The sequence below is a fragment of the Ideonella sp. FW305-24 genome (assembly GCF_058788035.1).
In genome coordinates, this window is sequence record NZ_JBYTAI010000023.1 from 1 (window position 1) to 14,963 (window position 14,963).

The 14,963-nt window shown below is 66.1% G+C and carries 16 protein-coding genes and 2 pseudogenes; 8 read left to right on the forward strand and 10 right to left on the reverse strand.

Going from position 1 to position 14,963, the window contains the following annotated elements:
• A pseudogene (locus tag AC3WR5_RS32535) lies at positions 1–194 on the reverse strand (hypothetical protein); the annotation flags it as partial.
• A gap of 306 nt (positions 195–500) precedes the next feature.
• Between AC3WR5_RS32535 and AC3WR5_RS32540 the strand changes: the two are divergent.
• Positions 501–1,073 (forward strand): TetR/AcrR family transcriptional regulator, encoded by a 573-nt coding sequence (locus tag AC3WR5_RS32540; RefSeq protein WP_492489933.1) that lies wholly within the window; start codon positions 501–503, stop codon positions 1,071–1,073.
• A 17-nt stretch (positions 1,074–1,090) separates the two neighbouring features.
• Here AC3WR5_RS32540 and AC3WR5_RS32545 read toward each other — a convergent pair whose 3' ends face one another.
• The 3 genes from AC3WR5_RS32545 to AC3WR5_RS32555 form a co-directional block, all read right to left on the reverse strand.
• On the reverse strand, positions 1,091–2,011 hold the full coding sequence (locus tag AC3WR5_RS32545) for a LysR family transcriptional regulator (RefSeq protein WP_492489935.1): 921 nt from the start codon (positions 2,009–2,011) through the stop codon (positions 1,091–1,093).
• Positions 2,012–2,145: 134 nt separating this feature from the next.
• Entirely contained in the window at positions 2,146–2,952 is an 807-nt protein-coding gene (locus AC3WR5_RS32550; protein ID WP_492489936.1) for an oxidoreductase, read from the reverse strand.
• A 343-nt stretch (positions 2,953–3,295) separates the two neighbouring features.
• On the reverse strand, positions 3,296–3,715 hold the full coding sequence (locus AC3WR5_RS32555; protein WP_141287119.1) for a VOC family protein: 420 nt from the start codon (positions 3,713–3,715) through the stop codon (positions 3,296–3,298).
• Positions 3,716–3,895: 180 nt separating this feature from the next.
• Here AC3WR5_RS32555 and AC3WR5_RS32560 point away from each other — a divergent pair, with 180 nt between their 5' ends.
• The 3 genes from AC3WR5_RS32560 to bchE all read left to right on the forward strand — a co-directional run bounded on the left by AC3WR5_RS32560 (position 3,896) and on the right by bchE (position 7,833).
• A complete protein-coding gene (locus tag AC3WR5_RS32560; protein ID WP_492489937.1) occupies positions 3,896–4,570 on the forward strand; it encodes a Type 1 glutamine amidotransferase-like domain-containing protein in 675 nt (224 codons plus the stop codon).
• Positions 4,571–4,921: 351 nt separating this feature from the next.
• On the forward strand, positions 4,922–6,076 hold the full coding sequence (locus AC3WR5_RS32565) for a sensor domain-containing phosphodiesterase (RefSeq protein ID WP_492489939.1): 1,155 nt from the start codon (positions 4,922–4,924) through the stop codon (positions 6,074–6,076).
• 206 nt (positions 6,077–6,282) lie between these two features.
• Complete coding sequence (gene bchE, locus AC3WR5_RS32570; protein ID WP_492489940.1) at positions 6,283–7,833, forward strand: magnesium-protoporphyrin IX monomethyl ester anaerobic oxidative cyclase; 1,551 nt, start codon at positions 6,283–6,285, stop codon at positions 7,831–7,833.
• Between the two features lie 40 nt (positions 7,834–7,873).
• Here the strand turns inward: bchE and AC3WR5_RS32575 are convergent, their stop codons facing one another.
• Both AC3WR5_RS32575 and AC3WR5_RS32580 read right to left on the reverse strand, forming a co-directional pair.
• Positions 7,874–8,308 carry a helix-turn-helix domain-containing protein gene (locus AC3WR5_RS32575; RefSeq protein WP_492489941.1) on the reverse strand — a complete coding sequence of 145 codons (435 nt, stop codon included), beginning with the start codon at positions 8,306–8,308 and terminating at the stop codon, positions 7,874–7,876.
• 31 nt (positions 8,309–8,339) lie between these two features.
• A complete protein-coding gene (locus AC3WR5_RS32580) occupies positions 8,340–9,413 on the reverse strand; it encodes an NAD(P)H-dependent flavin oxidoreductase (protein WP_492489942.1) in 1,074 nt (357 codons plus the stop codon).
• 101 nt (positions 9,414–9,514) lie between these two features.
• Between AC3WR5_RS32580 and AC3WR5_RS32585 the strand changes: the two genes are divergently transcribed.
• The 4 genes and pseudogenes from AC3WR5_RS32585 to AC3WR5_RS32600 all read left to right on the forward strand — a co-directional run bounded on the left by AC3WR5_RS32585 (position 9,515) and on the right by AC3WR5_RS32600 (position 12,587).
• A complete protein-coding gene (locus AC3WR5_RS32585; protein WP_492489943.1) occupies positions 9,515–10,369 on the forward strand; it encodes a LysR family transcriptional regulator in 855 nt (284 codons plus the stop codon).
• 87 nt (positions 10,370–10,456) lie between these two features.
• Positions 10,457–10,591: pseudogene (locus AC3WR5_RS32590) on the forward strand (3-hydroxy-2-methylbutyryl-CoA dehydrogenase); the annotation flags it as partial.
• Positions 10,592–10,617: 26 nt separating this feature from the next.
• Positions 10,618–11,802: an acetyl-CoA C-acetyltransferase gene (locus AC3WR5_RS32595; protein WP_492489944.1), complete on the forward strand. Its 1,185-nt coding sequence runs from the start codon at positions 10,618–10,620 to the stop codon at positions 11,800–11,802.
• 161 nt (positions 11,803–11,963) lie between these two features.
• A complete protein-coding gene (locus AC3WR5_RS32600; protein ID WP_492489945.1) occupies positions 11,964–12,587 on the forward strand; it encodes a hypothetical protein in 624 nt (207 codons plus the stop codon).
• A gap of 90 nt (positions 12,588–12,677) precedes the next feature.
• Here AC3WR5_RS32600 and AC3WR5_RS32605 read toward each other — a convergent pair whose 3' ends face one another.
• The 4 genes from AC3WR5_RS32605 to AC3WR5_RS32620 all read right to left on the reverse strand — a co-directional run bounded on the left by AC3WR5_RS32605 (position 12,678) and on the right by AC3WR5_RS32620 (position 14,827).
• The gene (locus tag AC3WR5_RS32605; protein WP_492489946.1) at positions 12,678–12,995 is read right to left on the reverse strand and encodes an H-NS histone family protein; all 318 of its coding nucleotides are present in this window, start codon (positions 12,993–12,995) and stop codon (positions 12,678–12,680) included.
• Positions 12,996–13,043: 48 nt separating this feature from the next.
• Entirely contained in the window at positions 13,044–13,436 is a 393-nt protein-coding gene (locus AC3WR5_RS32610; protein ID WP_492489947.1) for a TraR/DksA family transcriptional regulator, read from the reverse strand.
• Between the two features lie 11 nt (positions 13,437–13,447).
• Positions 13,448–14,272: a universal stress protein gene (locus AC3WR5_RS32615; protein ID WP_492489949.1), complete on the reverse strand. Its 825-nt coding sequence runs from the start codon at positions 14,270–14,272 to the stop codon at positions 13,448–13,450.
• 246 nt (positions 14,273–14,518) lie between these two features.
• Positions 14,519–14,827, reverse strand: coding sequence for a hypothetical protein (locus AC3WR5_RS32620; protein ID WP_141290241.1), 309 nt, complete (start codon positions 14,825–14,827; stop codon positions 14,519–14,521).
• Between the last annotated feature and the right edge of the window lie 136 nt (positions 14,828–14,963).

The following is a 14,963-nucleotide window of genomic DNA, read 5'->3' on the forward strand; positions in this document are numbered from 1 at the left end:
CCCACCGTCGGCCACAGGCGGGAGGCCTGGGCATCCGCGCCCCCGCGGGCCTGGGCGACCCGCTGGAGTGCCATGGCCACGTCCTGGTTGGTCGACAGGGCGTCCCTGACGAGCCTGGTCAGCGTGGGGTCGCCGAAGCTGCGCCACCAGGCATCGTCGATTGGCGTGGCGGCGGCGGATGCCGGGTCGTTCATGAAGGTGGGAGCCAGCGGCACGGATGGGGACGGGGCCTGAAGCTGCGGGGCCGAGCAGGCGGAAAGAAGCGTCACTGCCAACGCGGCCACCGTAGAACGGCTGGATCGCATGCGGACGTCACGGCTGCGATGCAATGGAGGCGTCATGTGTTTCCTGCATTTAGTGGACTTACTAGTACAGCAAGTCTAGCGGCATATAATGGACTGTCAAGTCCATAAACACATTCAATGGCACAAAACGACGAACCCGCGCCGCCTCCCGCGCGTCGCGGTCGACCACGCGACCCCGAGCGCTTGCGACGCATCATGGAAGCAGCCCGCAGCCACTTCTTCGCCCATGGCCTGGAGCGCGCCAGCGTGGACGCCATCGCTGCGGAGGCAGGTGTATCGAAGATGACCATCTACAGCCACTTCGGATCGAAGGAAGGGCTTTTCGAGGCGGTGGTGCAGGACCGCACCGACCGTGTGATGGGTGGCTCTGCCGGTGTTGAAGCGCTGGATCCGCTGCAGCCGCGCAAGGCGCTGCTCGCTGTCGGCGAACAGTTCCTGGCGCTGACGCGCGAAGAGGGCGCCCTGGGCAAGTTTCGTTCGGTCTACGGCGCCGCCAGCGCGTATCCCGAAGCCTGCCGGGCGTTCTACCGGCAGGGAGCGGATCGACTGAACAACGAGCTCGCCGCGTACCTGCGCCGCGCGAGCGAGGCCGGAACAATGGCAGTGAAAAACCCACGCTTGGCGGCCGATCTGTTCCTGGCCATGTTCCTGGGGGATGGCCATATTCGCGGCCTGCTGATGCTGGAGATGCCCGACGCACGCGAGAACAAGGCGCTGTTGCGCGAGGCTGTGCGGGTCTTCATGGCGGCTTACGCAACCCCCGGCTGAGGATTGAACTGCCAATTTCAGATCGGAGGCGATGTGGCGACTTTGCGGGCGTGCTGGACGAAGAATTCCAGGAAGATGCGGGTGCGCAAAGGCATGAATTGCCGGCTGGGCATTGTGGCCACGAGTTTCAACTCGTCGGCGCTGACCCACGGGGCCAGCACTCGGCGCATTTGTCCACCGTGCAGTCGGGCGGTCAAGGCGAGATCGGGCAGCACCGTGAGACCGGCGCCCGACAAGGCCGCTTGATACGCCACCTCATCGTCGTTCGAAATCACGGACGAAGCTGACAAGACCTCGAAGCTGCGGCCACCTTCCGCAGGATTCACGAGCCTGATCGTCGGCAGCCGCGTGCCGGGCTCGCGCAAGCGCACCAGACAGTGCCCTGACAAGTCTTCAGGCGTCCGCGGGGTGCCTCTGGCCTGCAGATATGTCAACGAACCGCACAGCACATAGTTCATTTCGAGCACGGGGCGAACGACGACATCGGGGTCCAGCTGATCGTCCTGCCTCACGATCGTGAGGTCGAACTGGTGCAGTTCCTGCGCGGGCCGATCGGATGTGTGAATTTCGACCATGACATCGGGATGCTCACGTTGGAACTCGGCCACGCAAGGCGCCAACAGGTTGACCGCGACCAGGGAGGTCGTCACGACGCGCACGCTCCCCGATATCTCTCGCGAGTGCTGCTTTGCCTGGTCCCCCGCCTCGTCGATCTCGGCGAGGATGAGGCGCAGTCTGGACAGGTAGGCGTTGCCCGCCTGCGTGAGCGCGATTTTCCGGGTCGTGCGATGCAGCAGCCGGACGCTGAGCGAGCGCTCCAAGTCCTGGATCAGCCGGGTGACCACCGCCGGCGCGAGATCCATCTTGCGAGCGGCTGCGGCAAACCCGCCCTCGTCCACCACGCATCTGAAGACGTGCATCGATTGAAGAAGATCCATCGGGACACCCTTGCGTTGGTGCGCCTTCGGTTCGCGCTGGAGGCACTGCATCGGTCAATGAGCGCACCACCCCGTGACGAGCACGAGCGGTTGGTGGCTCGCAGCCGCGGGTCCGCCGCCTGTGGCCAAGGGCGTCAGCCCAGGCCGAATGTCTTGCGAAGACTTCCATCGACGGGGCCGGCCGGCATGAAGCGGCGCAACTTGCTCAGGAGCGATGCCTCGCCCTTGGGTGTGCGACGCATCCTCCAGTTGCCGAGCGCGGCGTCGACGATGGTGGCGGCGACGCTGTCCGGCCCCGGAGCCTTCTGGACGCTTCGCACGATGGCCTTTGACACGAGGTCCCGATCACCATCGTAGTCGGAGATTCGATTCGCCGTCTGCGGCGCGTTGAGGTCCAGATTGGTCTTGGTGTAGGACGGTTCGACCAACACCACACGGACTCCAAACTTGCGAACCTCGTGATCCAGCGTTTCCGACATCCCCTCGATGGCGTGCTTGGATGCGGAATAGAGCCCCATGTAGGGAGCGGGCAGGAAGCCCAGCACGGAACTCAGGTTGATGATCCTTCCGGAGCGCTGCTGCCGCATGTGCGGCAGCACGGCCTGCGTTGTGCGCAGGGCGCCGAATACGTTGGTGTCGAACAGCGCCTGTGCCTCGGCGATCGACGTCTCTTCAACCGATCCGAGCAACGTCCCGCCAGCATTGTTGACAAGCACGTCGATCCGCTTGGACTTGCCGACGATGACGTCGATGGCTTGCTTCACGGAGGCGTCGTCGCGCACATCCATTTCCACGAACTCGACTTCAGGGATGGCCTGTGCCTTCCTGATGTCTCGAACTGAGCCAAACACCTTGCAGCCCAGCCTTGCGAACTGTTCTGCAGTAGCGCGCCCGATGCCGGATGAGACGCCGGTGACGAAAACGACTTTGGAACTTGACATGTTCTTTCTCTCAGTGGGCTGTGGTGAACCGATGCTGTCTGGTGCCCGGTACCATGTTTTACTGTACCCTTTAGTCCACTAAAGTTTATCCCAACATAACGTACTGTCAAGTACAAAAAATCGTTGCGGCGTTCGACCGCTTGCAGAGTGGAGACCCGCCGCGACTGCCGCAACTGCCGCAGGCGCGGTCGAGCTCATCGTCGATGAGGCAAGGGTGGGTGGGCCTCACCTTGCCGGCCAGCGGTCGAACGAAATTGCCGCTGGCCGATGGTGAAAACGAAGGCCTGTGCGCCTTCGTCCGACGACTGGCGAATCAGCTGGTAGAGGCGCTGCGCATCGATCCTCAGCCTTGCTTCGCAGCCGCCGGCATTGCCGAAACATCCATCCACATCGCTCCCCACAGGTGCCCGTCCGGGTCGGCCAGGTCGCGGCCGTACATGAAACCCCAGTCCTGAACCGGGTTCACGTCGGCCTGCCCGCCGTGGGCGGCTGCGGCGCTGTTCATCGCGTCGACAGCCTCGCGGCTGTCCAGGCTGAGCGTGAGCATCGTGGAGGCGGTGCCGGCTGGTGGGAACGGCCGCTCGGTGAAGGTCCGCCATTTGGCGTGGGTGAGCAGCATCACCTGGATGGTCTCGCTCCAGACCATGCTGGCGCCGGTGTCGTCGGTCCATTGCGGGTTCGGCTCGAATCCCAGGGCCTTGTAGAAGGCGACCGATGCCTGGAGGTTGGCAACCGGCAGGCTGACGATGATCATCTTGGTCATAGGGTTTTCCTGTGGCTTGTCTGAGGGTTGAAGTCTTCACACCTGTGGAGACTCCACCCGCACGACGATCGACGCCGGCCGGAATCGACAGGCGCGGCGTGGAACGCGCTGTCGATCCCCGGTGTGCCGGATCGTCGTTCCCCTGACTGGCCCGGTCGGCCAGGCTTTGGAAAGGGCACCATGAAACTACTCCTGACTTCCGCAGGCATCAAGAACCCGAGCATTCACGGCGCGCTGCTCGAACTGCTGGGCAAACCGATCGCCGACTGCCGCGCCCTTTGCATCCCGACAGCGGGATACGGGCATCCGCGTGTGACGCCTGACATGGCCTGGCATTTCGTGGCTGGCAAGGAGCTGGACACGCCGATGTGTGAACTTGGGTGGCGGTCCATCGGGCTGCTGGAACTCACGGCGCTGCCCAGCATCGACAAGGCACGCTGGGAATCGTGGGTGCGGCAGGCGGACGTGTTGCTGGTCAATGGCGGCGACCCGATGTACCTCTGTCACTGGATGCGGCAGTCCGGGCTTGCGGACCTTCTCCCCTTGCTGCCAGAGATGGTCTGGGTGGGCCTGAGCGCGGGAAGCATGGTGATGACGCCGCGGGTCGGGGTGGACTTCGTCTCGACCAAGCCCTCCATCACCGGTGACGACATTGCGCTCGGGATGGTCGACTTCTCGATCTTTCCTCACCTGGACTACCCGAGCTTCCCGGACAACACCATGGCATGCGCGGAAAAGTGGGCGGCCAGCCTCGGCTGCCCGTCATACGCCATCGATGACCAGACTGCCCTCAAGGTGGTGGACGGCTGCGTGGAAATTGTCTCGGAGGGACACTGGAGGTCCTTCGGCCGATGAGGGCGAGCGCTGGTGTGCTTGCCGGGGCGATTTCGCCATGCCCTGTACCCATTTCGCGACCGCCTCACAAATGCCTCGTGCGGTATGGCCGCAGTCCATCAGGCGCAGGCAAATCCTGAGTCCTGTTTTCTTCGATCTGTCGAGAGGAAATACCTCAAGTCCATTCTTCACAGGCGGGCCAGCTGCTGTGAGAACATCGGTGCGGCGCCGCCAAACCAGACATGATGCTTGTCCTGAAGTGCGCGGCATGACTGCTGTTTTAGGGAGCTGCAGTTGAACAAACTACTTGCCGCCGCGGTTGCCGGATCGGCCTGCGGGCCATCGATGTCGGACGATGACGCAGGACCCGCCGTGGCCCGCATCCTGAATGCCATCCGGACGCATTTGGGCATGGAGGTCGCTTTCGTCTCCGAAATCGTCGGGGGGCGCCGCTTCTTTCGCCATGTCGATGCGCGAAACCCGGACGGGTTTGTCCAGCCGGGCAATTCCGACCCCGTGGAAGACAGCTACTGCCAACGTGTCGTCGATGGCAGGCTGCCGGAGCTCATGACCGATGCCTGCATGAACGCCGAGGCACTCAGCCTGCCGGCGACACGCGCGTTGCCGGTGGGCGCCCACATGAGCGTGCCCATCCGGCTGCACGATGGGCGTGTGTACGGCACGTTCTGCTGCTTCAGTCATGCGGCGAATGAAACCTTGAATGATCGCGATCTGGGCATGATGCGAGTCTTTGCCGAAATGGTCGCAGAGCAGGTCGATGCAGACTTGTCGAAGCACAAGGCGATCCAGACGATCGAGCGGCAGATCGACAGGGTTTTTGAATCGGGCGGGCTCGGGATGGTCTACCAGCCGATCTACGACGTCGTCGACGATCGGGTCGTCGGTTTCGAATCGCTTGCCCGCTTTTCCTCTGAGCCCTATCGCACGCCCGATGTCTGGTTTGCCGAGGCTGCCTGGGTGGGGCGGGAGCTGGAGTTGGAATCGAAGGCCATCCGCATGGCCCTGACTGCGCTCAAGGTTCTGCCTGCCGAGGTTTATGTGGCCGTGAATGCGTCGCCCGAGATGATCGTCAAGGGCCGGATCGCTGATGCGCTGCAGGATTTGCCGCTGCACCGCGTCGTCCTGGAGGTCACCGAGCACCATGCCGTCGAGCGCTACGAGGACATCGTGGCCGTGATGAGGCCGCTGCAGAAGGCCGGTTTGCGCATTGCCATTGACGATGCTGGCGCCGGCTACGCGAGCTTCAGGCACATCCTCAATCTCCAACCCCAGATCGTGAAGCTCGACACCAGCATCACCCGTTCGATCGACGCCGATCCTTCGCGACGCGCGCTGGCCGCAGCGCTGCACGGATTCGCCTTTGAAACGGGTTGCAGCATCGTTGCCGAAGGCATCGAAACGCCAGCCGAACTCGAGACACTCAAGCGCCTGGGCATCACGCGAGGCCAGGGCTTCCACCTCGGTCGCCCAATGCCAATGGCCCAAGCGCAGGCAGTGGCACATTGAGGCCTCGATGACGCCTCGCCAGGCCGCCTCGGCCGACTGGGCATGGCTGGCTGCGCGGCCGGCCAGCGCGCTGCATGCGGGCACCGGCATGCCTTGACCTGCCTGCAGGACTTCACACTGACCTCACCGAAGGTCCGCACACTCCAGCGCACAGCAACCGACACCCAGGGCGATCATGTACCGGGGACGGCGCGCAGGAGGAATCGATGAAGGTCGTCTTGATCAACCCGCCGCACACGGCCATTGGCAGCCGGATTCCGGACGACCATTTGCCGCCGCTGGGGCTGCTCTGCATCGGCGGGCCGTTGATTGACGCCGGTTTCGCGGTGGCACTGATCGATGCGGACCTGTCGAACATGCCGCTGAATCGCATCGTCGAAGAAGCGGCCAACCGAGAGCCGGATGTGGTGATGCTGGGTCATTCGGGCTCCAGCTCCGCACACGCCACCGTGGTCGCGCTGTGCGGTGCCCTCAAGCAGCGGCTGTCCGACCTCATCATCGTCTATGGCGGCGTGCATCCCACCTATCACTGGGACGAGATCCTGAGGGACAGCCCGTGCATCGACTTCATCGTGCGCGGAGAGGGCGAGCAGACCGCCGTTGACCTGATGCGGGCGCTGAAAGGGAAGGGCGACCTGCACGCGGTGCGTGGCATTGCCTTTCGCGATCCGCAGGACTCGGCGAAGGTCGTTGAAACCCCGGCGGCTTACATGATCCGTAACCTGGACGACCATCGCATCGGCTGGGAGCTGATTGACCACAGCAGCTACTCTTACTGGGGTGGCAAGCGCGCAGTCGTCCTGCAGTTCTCACGCGGCTGCCCCTACCTGTGCAACTACTGCGGGCAGCGCGGGTACTGGACGCAGTGGCGCCACCGGGACCCGGTGAAGCTGGCCAGGGAGATCGGCAGGTTGCACCGCGAGCACGGCGTGGAGCTGATCAACTTCGCCGATGAACTGCCTACGGGTTCGCGTCGGATGTGGCGCACTTTCCTGGAGGCCTTGATTGCCGAGAACGTGCCGGTGCTGCTGGTCGGCTCCACGCGGGCAGGCGACATCGTCCGGGATGCCGATATCCTGCACCTGTACCGGCAGGCCGGGGTCATTCGCTTCCTGCTGGGCATCGAGGCCTACAGCGAAGCCACGCTCACGCAAATCCGCAAGGGCGCCAGCGTGCATGAGGACCGGCAGGCGATCCGATTGATGCGCCAGCACGGCATCATCTCGATGGCGACCTACGTCGTCGGGTTCGAGGAGGAACGGGACGTGGACCTCTGGCGTTCCCTGCGCCACCTGTTGCGCTACGACCCGGACCAGATCCAGCTGCTGTACCTGACGCCGCACCGCTGGACGCCGTTCTACAAGACCGCCGAGCACCGCCAGGTCATCCAGACCGACACCCGCCGCTGGGACTACAAGCATCAGGTGCTGGCCACTCGCCACATGCCGCCGTGGCGCCTGTTCCTCTGGTTCAAGTCCATCGAGCTGATCCTGCAGCTTCGCCCCAAGGCGTTGTACCGACTCTTGGGTCACCCCGATGCTGTCTTCCGGCAATCCATGCGCTGGTACTCGGAGATGGGGCGCCGAACTTGGCTGCGCGAAGTTTTTGAATTCATGTTCAAGACCGTTCGAGTGCGCGAGGGGCAGAGCCTGAAGACCTTCCTCGGGCCGACGCTGGAGGCGCGGGAGTACGCGCTGGAGAAGGCCAATCCGGCCAATTCCGCCAGGCGGATCATTCCGTTGACCGAGTCTCGATAGACGCGCGCGGCGACGGAATGCGGGCTTGGCGGGGCGAAGCTCACGCGCCGCGAACGCGCCTTTCGGCGCCGTCCCAGACGTCGACAGGCTTTGTGCTCATCGGGCCATACCGCCCGCCTGAAGAGGCGGCTTTGTGAAGCATGCCGGTTCGGTTGGCGATGACGACCGCTTCGGTCCGGCTCCTGGCCGAGAGCTTGGTCAGGATCGCCGACATGGCCGCGAACGTGACCGCCACAAGGATCAGTGCGAGGTCCCGGTCCGCACACTTGCGACGCAGCACCTCGGCGCCCGCAGGCTGACTTGCCAGGATCACCCCGGGGCGGGCGTCGGAGATGGCCGTCAGCAGTTCGTCGGCGGTCGCCGCTTCCCGCCCCAGTTTCAGCTGGGTGGACATGCGGATCATGGCGGCCAGGCCGTGACGAACCACCGGGCTCTCGTGGACCAGATCAACAATGATCGGCTGGGACAGGTTCATCTTTCGACCTCGAGGCTTGCATGCGGGTGGACTAGCGCTTGCGCAGTGCCAGGGCCTCGTCGGCCAGGCGCCGGGTGAGTTCGCCGGCCCCCATTTCGCGCCCGAGTGCAGCGGCCTGGCCTGACCACAAGGACATGAAATCGCCCGAGCCTTTTGCCTCCGCGGCGGCACGCAGCGGCGCCAGCGCGCCACCGGCCAAAGGGAAGGCTGGTGCCAGCGGCGACAGCGGCCCCAGCTCGCGCATCAGGCGGTTGACGATGCCGCGTGCCGGCCGGCCGGTGAAAAGATTGGTCAGCGCGGTGGTCTCGACTTGCGGGCTGCGCAGGGCCGCCCGGTGCGCGGCCGGCAGCTTGGCTTCGGGCGTGTAGAGGTAGGCCGTGCCGACCTGCACGGCGGCGGCGCCCAGCATGAAGGCTGCCGCGACGCCGCGTGCATCGGTGATGCCGCCGGTGGCGATCACCGGCAGCTCGACCGCGTCGACCACCTGCGGCACGAGCGCGAATGTGCCCAGCTGGCTGTGCACTTCGTCGTGCAGGAAGACGCCGCGATGGCCGCCGGCCTCCAAGCCCTGGGCAATGATGGCGTCCACCCCATGCGCCTCCAGCCAGCGCGCTTCCGCCACCGTCGTCGCGGAGGAGATCACCTTGGCCCCGGTGGCCTTGACGCGCGCGAGCAGATCCGGCGCGGGCAGCCCGAAGTGAAAGCTCACGACCGCCGGCCGGCATTCTTCGACCAGCGCGCACATCGCCGCGTCGAAGGGGTTGCGATTGGAGACCGGGACCGGCGCCTCGGGGTCCAGGCCCAGTTCCAGGTAGAACGGGCGCAGGCGGGCCCGCCAGGCGGCCTCGCGCGCGGCATCCGGCTGCGGCGCCTGGTGGCAGAAGAAGTTGATGTTGAACGGGCCGGCTGTCTGCGCACGGATCAGCGCGAGCTCGCTGCGCACCTGCGCCTCGCTCAGCAGCGCGCAAGGCAAGGCGCCCAGGCCGCCCGCCTGGGTCACGGCAATCACCATCTCGTGCAGCGAGGGGCCGGCCATCGGCGCTTGCAGGATGGGCAGATCGATGCCGAACAGATCGAGAAGGCGGGTGTCGGGCCAGGCGCTCATGATGGGGACTCCGGGATTGAGTAGGCGGCGGTGTCGCGGTGGGTGATAATACCAATTGAGAGATTGATATCTTGCTATCAATCTTATTTTGAGAACATTTCATGGATCTTTCTTCGCTGGACATCTTTTGCATCGTGGCCGACGAGTTGAGCGTCACGCGGGCGGCTGACCGTCTTCAGCGCGCGCAGTCGAACGTCACGACACGGCTGCGGCAGCTGGAAGAGCAGCTGGGCACCGCCTTGTTCTTGCGCGAAGGCAAGCGCATGACGCTGACCCCCGAAGGCCAGCTGTTCCAGACCTATGCCCAGCGCCTGCTGGCCCTTGCCGCCGAGGCCAAGGCGGCGCTGCAGCCGCAAAACCCGAAAGGCCGCCTGCGCGTCGGAACCATGGAAAGCACGGCGGCGAGCCGCCTGCCCGGCCTGCTGGCGCGATATCACAAGCGTTGGCCGGAGGTGGCGCTGGAGCTGCAGATGGCGCCTTCGGCCAGTCTGATCGAGCAGCTGCTGGGCCACCAGTTGGACTGCGCCCTCGTCGCGGACACGGCGGTGCTTGGTGTGGCGCTGGATGACAGCCTGGAGGCCCGTGCGGTGTTCCAGGAGGAACTGCTGCTGTTGCTGCCGGCCGAGCATCCCGAGGTCGACAGCGCCGGGCAACTGCGGGTCAGCAGCCTTGCAGCGCTGGAGCCGGGTTGCACCTACCGGCGGATGGCGCAGCAATGGCTGGCCGGCAAACCGGGCATGCGGGTGCTGGAGCTGGGCTCGTACCACGCCATCTTCGCCTGCGTGGCGGCGGGCACCAGCGTTGGCGTGGCGCCGCGTTCGGTGCTGGAATTGCAGCGCAAGCCTCCCGGCCTGCGCACCCAGCCGCTGGCGCAGGTCGACACCTTGCTGCTGCATCGTCGCGGCTATGTCTCGGCAGCCTTCGAGGCCCTGCAAGGCATGCTGCTCGAACGCTGACCCTGCGCCCACCGGGCCGCGCGTTCACCGACATTGCGCAGTTTCTCCAGCAGTTGCGGCCACCCGGGGTTGGCTGCCCAAGGCAGTGCGGGCTCGGTGCCTTTCCCTAAGCGCCTGGGCCGGCCGGCAGGGTACGCTCAGCTGGCCGAGACCATGATCAGCAACGGCTACTTCAATGGCGAGTGCGTGCGCCTCGATGGCGCCATTCGCATGAGTCCTCGACAACGAACAACGCAAGGAGACATCCCATGGCAGCAGAGGCATTCATCGTTGCAGCGGCGCGAACGGCGGGCGGCAGGCGCAACGGCCGCCTGTCTGGCTGGCACCCAGCGGACCTGGCAGCCCAGGTGCTGGACGCGCTGGTCGCGCGTTCGGGCATCGCCCCGGCCGCCATCGACGACGTGATCATGGGTTGCGTGGGCCAGGCCGGCCAGCAGGCTGCCAACGTGGCACGCAATGCGATCCTGTCGTCTTCGCTGCCCGAGGCCGTGCCCGGCACCACGGTGGACCGGCAGTGCGGTTCGTCGCAGCAGGCGCTGCACTTCGCGGCGCAGGCGGTGATGTCCGGCAGCATGGACGCGGTGATCGCCGCTGGCGTCGAGAGCATGAGCCGCGTGCCCATGGGTCTGCCGATGACGCTGCCGGCCAGGAACGGGCTGGGCACCTATGTCAGCGAGGCCATGCAGCGCCGTTACCCCGGCGTGGAATTCAGCCAGTTCAGCGGCGCCGAGCGCATCGCGCAGAAATACGGCCTGTCGCGCGAGGCGCTGGACGACTACGCGTACCAGAGCCACCTGCGTGCGATTGCTGCCAGCCAGGGCGGCGCGTTCGACGCCGAGGTGGTGGCCGTGGCGGCGCGCAACGCGGAGCAGGGCGACCTGGGTGAGCTGCATCGCGTGGACGAAGGCATCCGCTTCAGCGTGACGCGCGAGGGCTTCGCGGAAGTCAAGACCATCCAGCCCGACGGCGGGCTGTTGACCGCGGCCAGCGCCTCGCAGATCTGCGATGGCGCCTCGGGTGTGCTGGTGGTCAGCGAGCGTGGACTGAAGGCGCTGGGCGTGAAGCCGCTGGCACGCATCCACCACATGAGCGTGATGGGGCATGACCCGGTGATCATGCTGGAAGCCCCGCTGCCGGCCACGCAGCGGGCGTTGCAGCGCGCCGGCCTGGGCATCCACGAGATCGACCTGTTCGAGGTCAACGAGGCCTTTGCCTCGGTGCCGCTGGCCTGGCTGAAGGCACTGGAGGCCGACCCGGCACGGCTCAACGTGCACGGTGGGGCGATTGCGCTGGGCCACCCGCTGGGCGCCTCGGGCACCAAGCTGATGACAACGCTGGTGCATGCGCTGCAGCGCCGCGGCGCGCGCTACGGCCTGCAGACCATGTGCGAAGGCGGCGGCCTCGCGAACGTGACCATCATCGAACGACTGTGATGGTCCAGGCTGCGCCACATGCGCAGGCCGAGCGCCACGGCGAGGAACCTGCTGCGCCGAAAAGCGCATTGCTGCCTGGGCTTTTCCAGGCATTGCCGACGCATGCCGGCGGCAGCATCCGGGGTTCCGAGGCCAGGCCTCCAGCGACAGGATTCTTCCCCATGAACTTCAGCAGCATCGGTGGTGGCGCAGGCATGTCCGCTTACATCAATGCCTTGCTTGCGAAGGCGAGCGGTGCTGCCGGCACGACGGGCAGCAGCACCGACAGCGCCAACGCAGCGGCAACGCCCGCCACGGTGGCTGCCAAGGCGGCTGCGGCCGCGTCGCTCGCCGCTGCCTCGCAAAGCTTCAAGTCCACCAGCGCGCAACAAAAGCTTGACCAGAAGCAGACCGCGCTGGCGACCGACATGCGGGCCGCGATGGCCAAGGCCGGTGTCGCGTTGAGCGGCCCGGTTGCGTTTTCGGTGGACGCCAAGGGCGGGCTGACGGTGGAAGGCAGCGACAAGGACAAGGCTGCAGTGGCAGCCTTCCTCAAGGCCGATGCCAGCAAGCCGGGCTTCTCGTCGCGCCTGAGCGCGCTGTCCACCGAGGCCAGCGCACTGTCCGCCACCATCCGGCAGAGCGCCGCGATTTCGCAGGCTGCGCGCTATGCCGGTGCCTCCGGCAATGTGATGTCGATGTACAGCTCGCTGCTGGCGCAGCAGGATGCGACACCGGCCACGTTCTCGCTGTCCGCGGCGAGCAGCTCGCTCACCTATGCGGGCGTGTTGTCGTCAAAGGCCTGAAGCAGGCCTGGCCTGAGATCAGGCAGTGAGGCGAGCCGCGGCATGGCCGGGCGGCTCGCAGGACGCAAGGAAGTTGAGGGACCGGGAGGTTCAGACCGCGAAGTCTTCCAGCGACTTGCCGCTGTTGATCGCGGCCGTCAACCAGCGCGGCTTGAGCCCGCGGCCGGACCATTCCTGGCCGGTGGCGGCGTCGCGGTACTTCGCAGCGACCTTGGCGCGGCCTTCGCTCGGCACCTTGGCGCCAGATGGCTTGCGGCCGGCGGCAGCGATGTCGTCCACCGTCAGGCCGTATTCGGCCATCAGCGACTTGATCTTGCCGATTGCATCGGCGCGGGCGCCGGTCTGCATTTCAGTGATCTGCTTGTCCAGCGCGGCCTTTTGGGCCAGAAGTTCTTGAAGTGTGCTCATGGGCCGCGATGATAGTGCCGATGACGGGCCGGGCAGGCAGCGGCCCGCTCAGCCGCCATGGGCACGTGCTTCATGCGCGGTTTCGCAGCGCGTGCAGCGCTGGGCGGCAGGTTGCACCAGCAGCCGCGGCATGCCGATGGGTTCGCCGCAGTCGACGCAGTTGCCGAAGCGGCCTTCGGACATGCGCTGCAAGGCCTGGTCGACCTGGCGCAGCTCGAAACGGTCGCGGTCCTCATGCGCCTGCACCAGGTGGGCTTCGACCTCGACCTCGCCCAGGTCTTTCTGGTCCATGACATCCGGTGCCGCCTGCTCCCGCTGTTGTTGCCGCGCCAGGTCGGCGGCCTGCACGGCCGACTGCAGTTCGCTGCGGCGGAAGCTCAGCAGTTCGCGCAGCGTCCCGAGGGAAGCGTCTGTCGACGGGTTGTTTGTTGCCTGGTTCATTGTGTTCTCCATCAGTGGGCCATCAAAACCGGCAGGGTCATCGAGTCCAGCACGGTGCGGGTGGCGCCGCCCAGCACCCATTCGCGCAGGCGGTTGTGGCCGTAGCAGCCCATGACCAGCAGGTCGGCCGAGGCATCGGCTGCCAGCGACAGCAAGGCTTCTCCCACCTGCTGCTCGGGCAGGCCGTGCACGGCCATCGGGGCGGTCACGCCGTTCAGCCGCAGCCAGCGTTCAACGGCTGCACTGCCGACCCGGTCGGCGTCGCGTGTCGCGGTGTCGCAGGCCAGGTGGATGGACTTGGCCTGGCGCAGCCAGGGCAGGGCCGCGGTGGCTGCGCGGGCGGCCTCGCGCGTGGGCTTCCATGCCAGCAGCACCTCGCGCCCGATGGGCTGGAAGCGGCCGGTGTGCGGCAGGATCAGCGCCGGCTTGCCGCTGTCGGTCAGCAGCGTGGCGATGAAGCCGGGCGGCACGGCACCGGCCATGCCGTCCTGCGGGTCGACCTGGCCGAGCACCAGCAGATCGGCCAGCAGCGCATGCTGCAGCACGGTGGATTCGAAAAGCTCGTTGCCGGTCTCGGCCCAGGCCATGGTGCCCGCAGGCAACTGGCGCTCGAACAGTGCGCGCGCACGGCCGCGCTGTTCCCGGTCCAGCTGTTCGAACACGGCATAGGCCGATTCGGCGCCCGCTGCGCCGGCAAACGGCAGGGCCAGCAGCGTGGGCACCACGGCGTACAGCGCAGTCAGCGCCGCCTGGTGTTCACGCGCCAGCCCCTGGGCCAGCGTGAGCCGGTCGGCCGAGCGGGCCGATGCGTCGAGGTGGACGAGGATGTGCTTCATGGCGAGGGCCTCCGGTTGGGCGCGAATGGAACAGCGCAGCGTCCCATCATGAACACCGGAACCCCGGGCGCGTTGATGCGCATCAAGAACGGAGGCGCTCAGGCGCGCCGGCCGGCCTTCCGGCCTTCCTCTTGCTCGATCTGGCCCTGCGTGCGGACCCGGACGCTGCTGCCGCTGGCCGTGACCATCGGCAGCGCCAGGTCTCAGCCTCTCAGGGCTGGCCCAGGTTGCGATGGGTCTGCGCGCTCAAGGCATGAAGGCTGGCGAGATCGTCGAGACGGGGTCCTGCGTGGCCGGGTCGACCTGGGTGATCAGCCCCTTTTGCAGCAGCGCCTGCACGCTGTCGGGCACGCTGCTCTGGGCGGTTGGCCATTTGGCGGCAGCCTCGGCGTCCAGCAGGTCGGCCAGGTGGGCCAGCGGCGTGTAGCCATTGACCAGCAGCAGCAGGCGGCGCAGCGGCTCGGCCAGTTCGAGGTGGCTGTCGATCACCTGTTGCTGGCCTTCGGGCGTGCGGGCGAAGACCGCTTCACCGTTCAATTCAGCCTGGAAGTGCATGGAAACTCCTTCGTGGATACGCGGCGGGTTTCGTTGCGCGAACTGCAGCACATGGCGTGCCGGCGATGTTCGCGGGCAATGGAACGCACCCGGTTGGCGGGTGTTGTCTCGCTCCAAGGGGAGGGCAGGGGCGCTC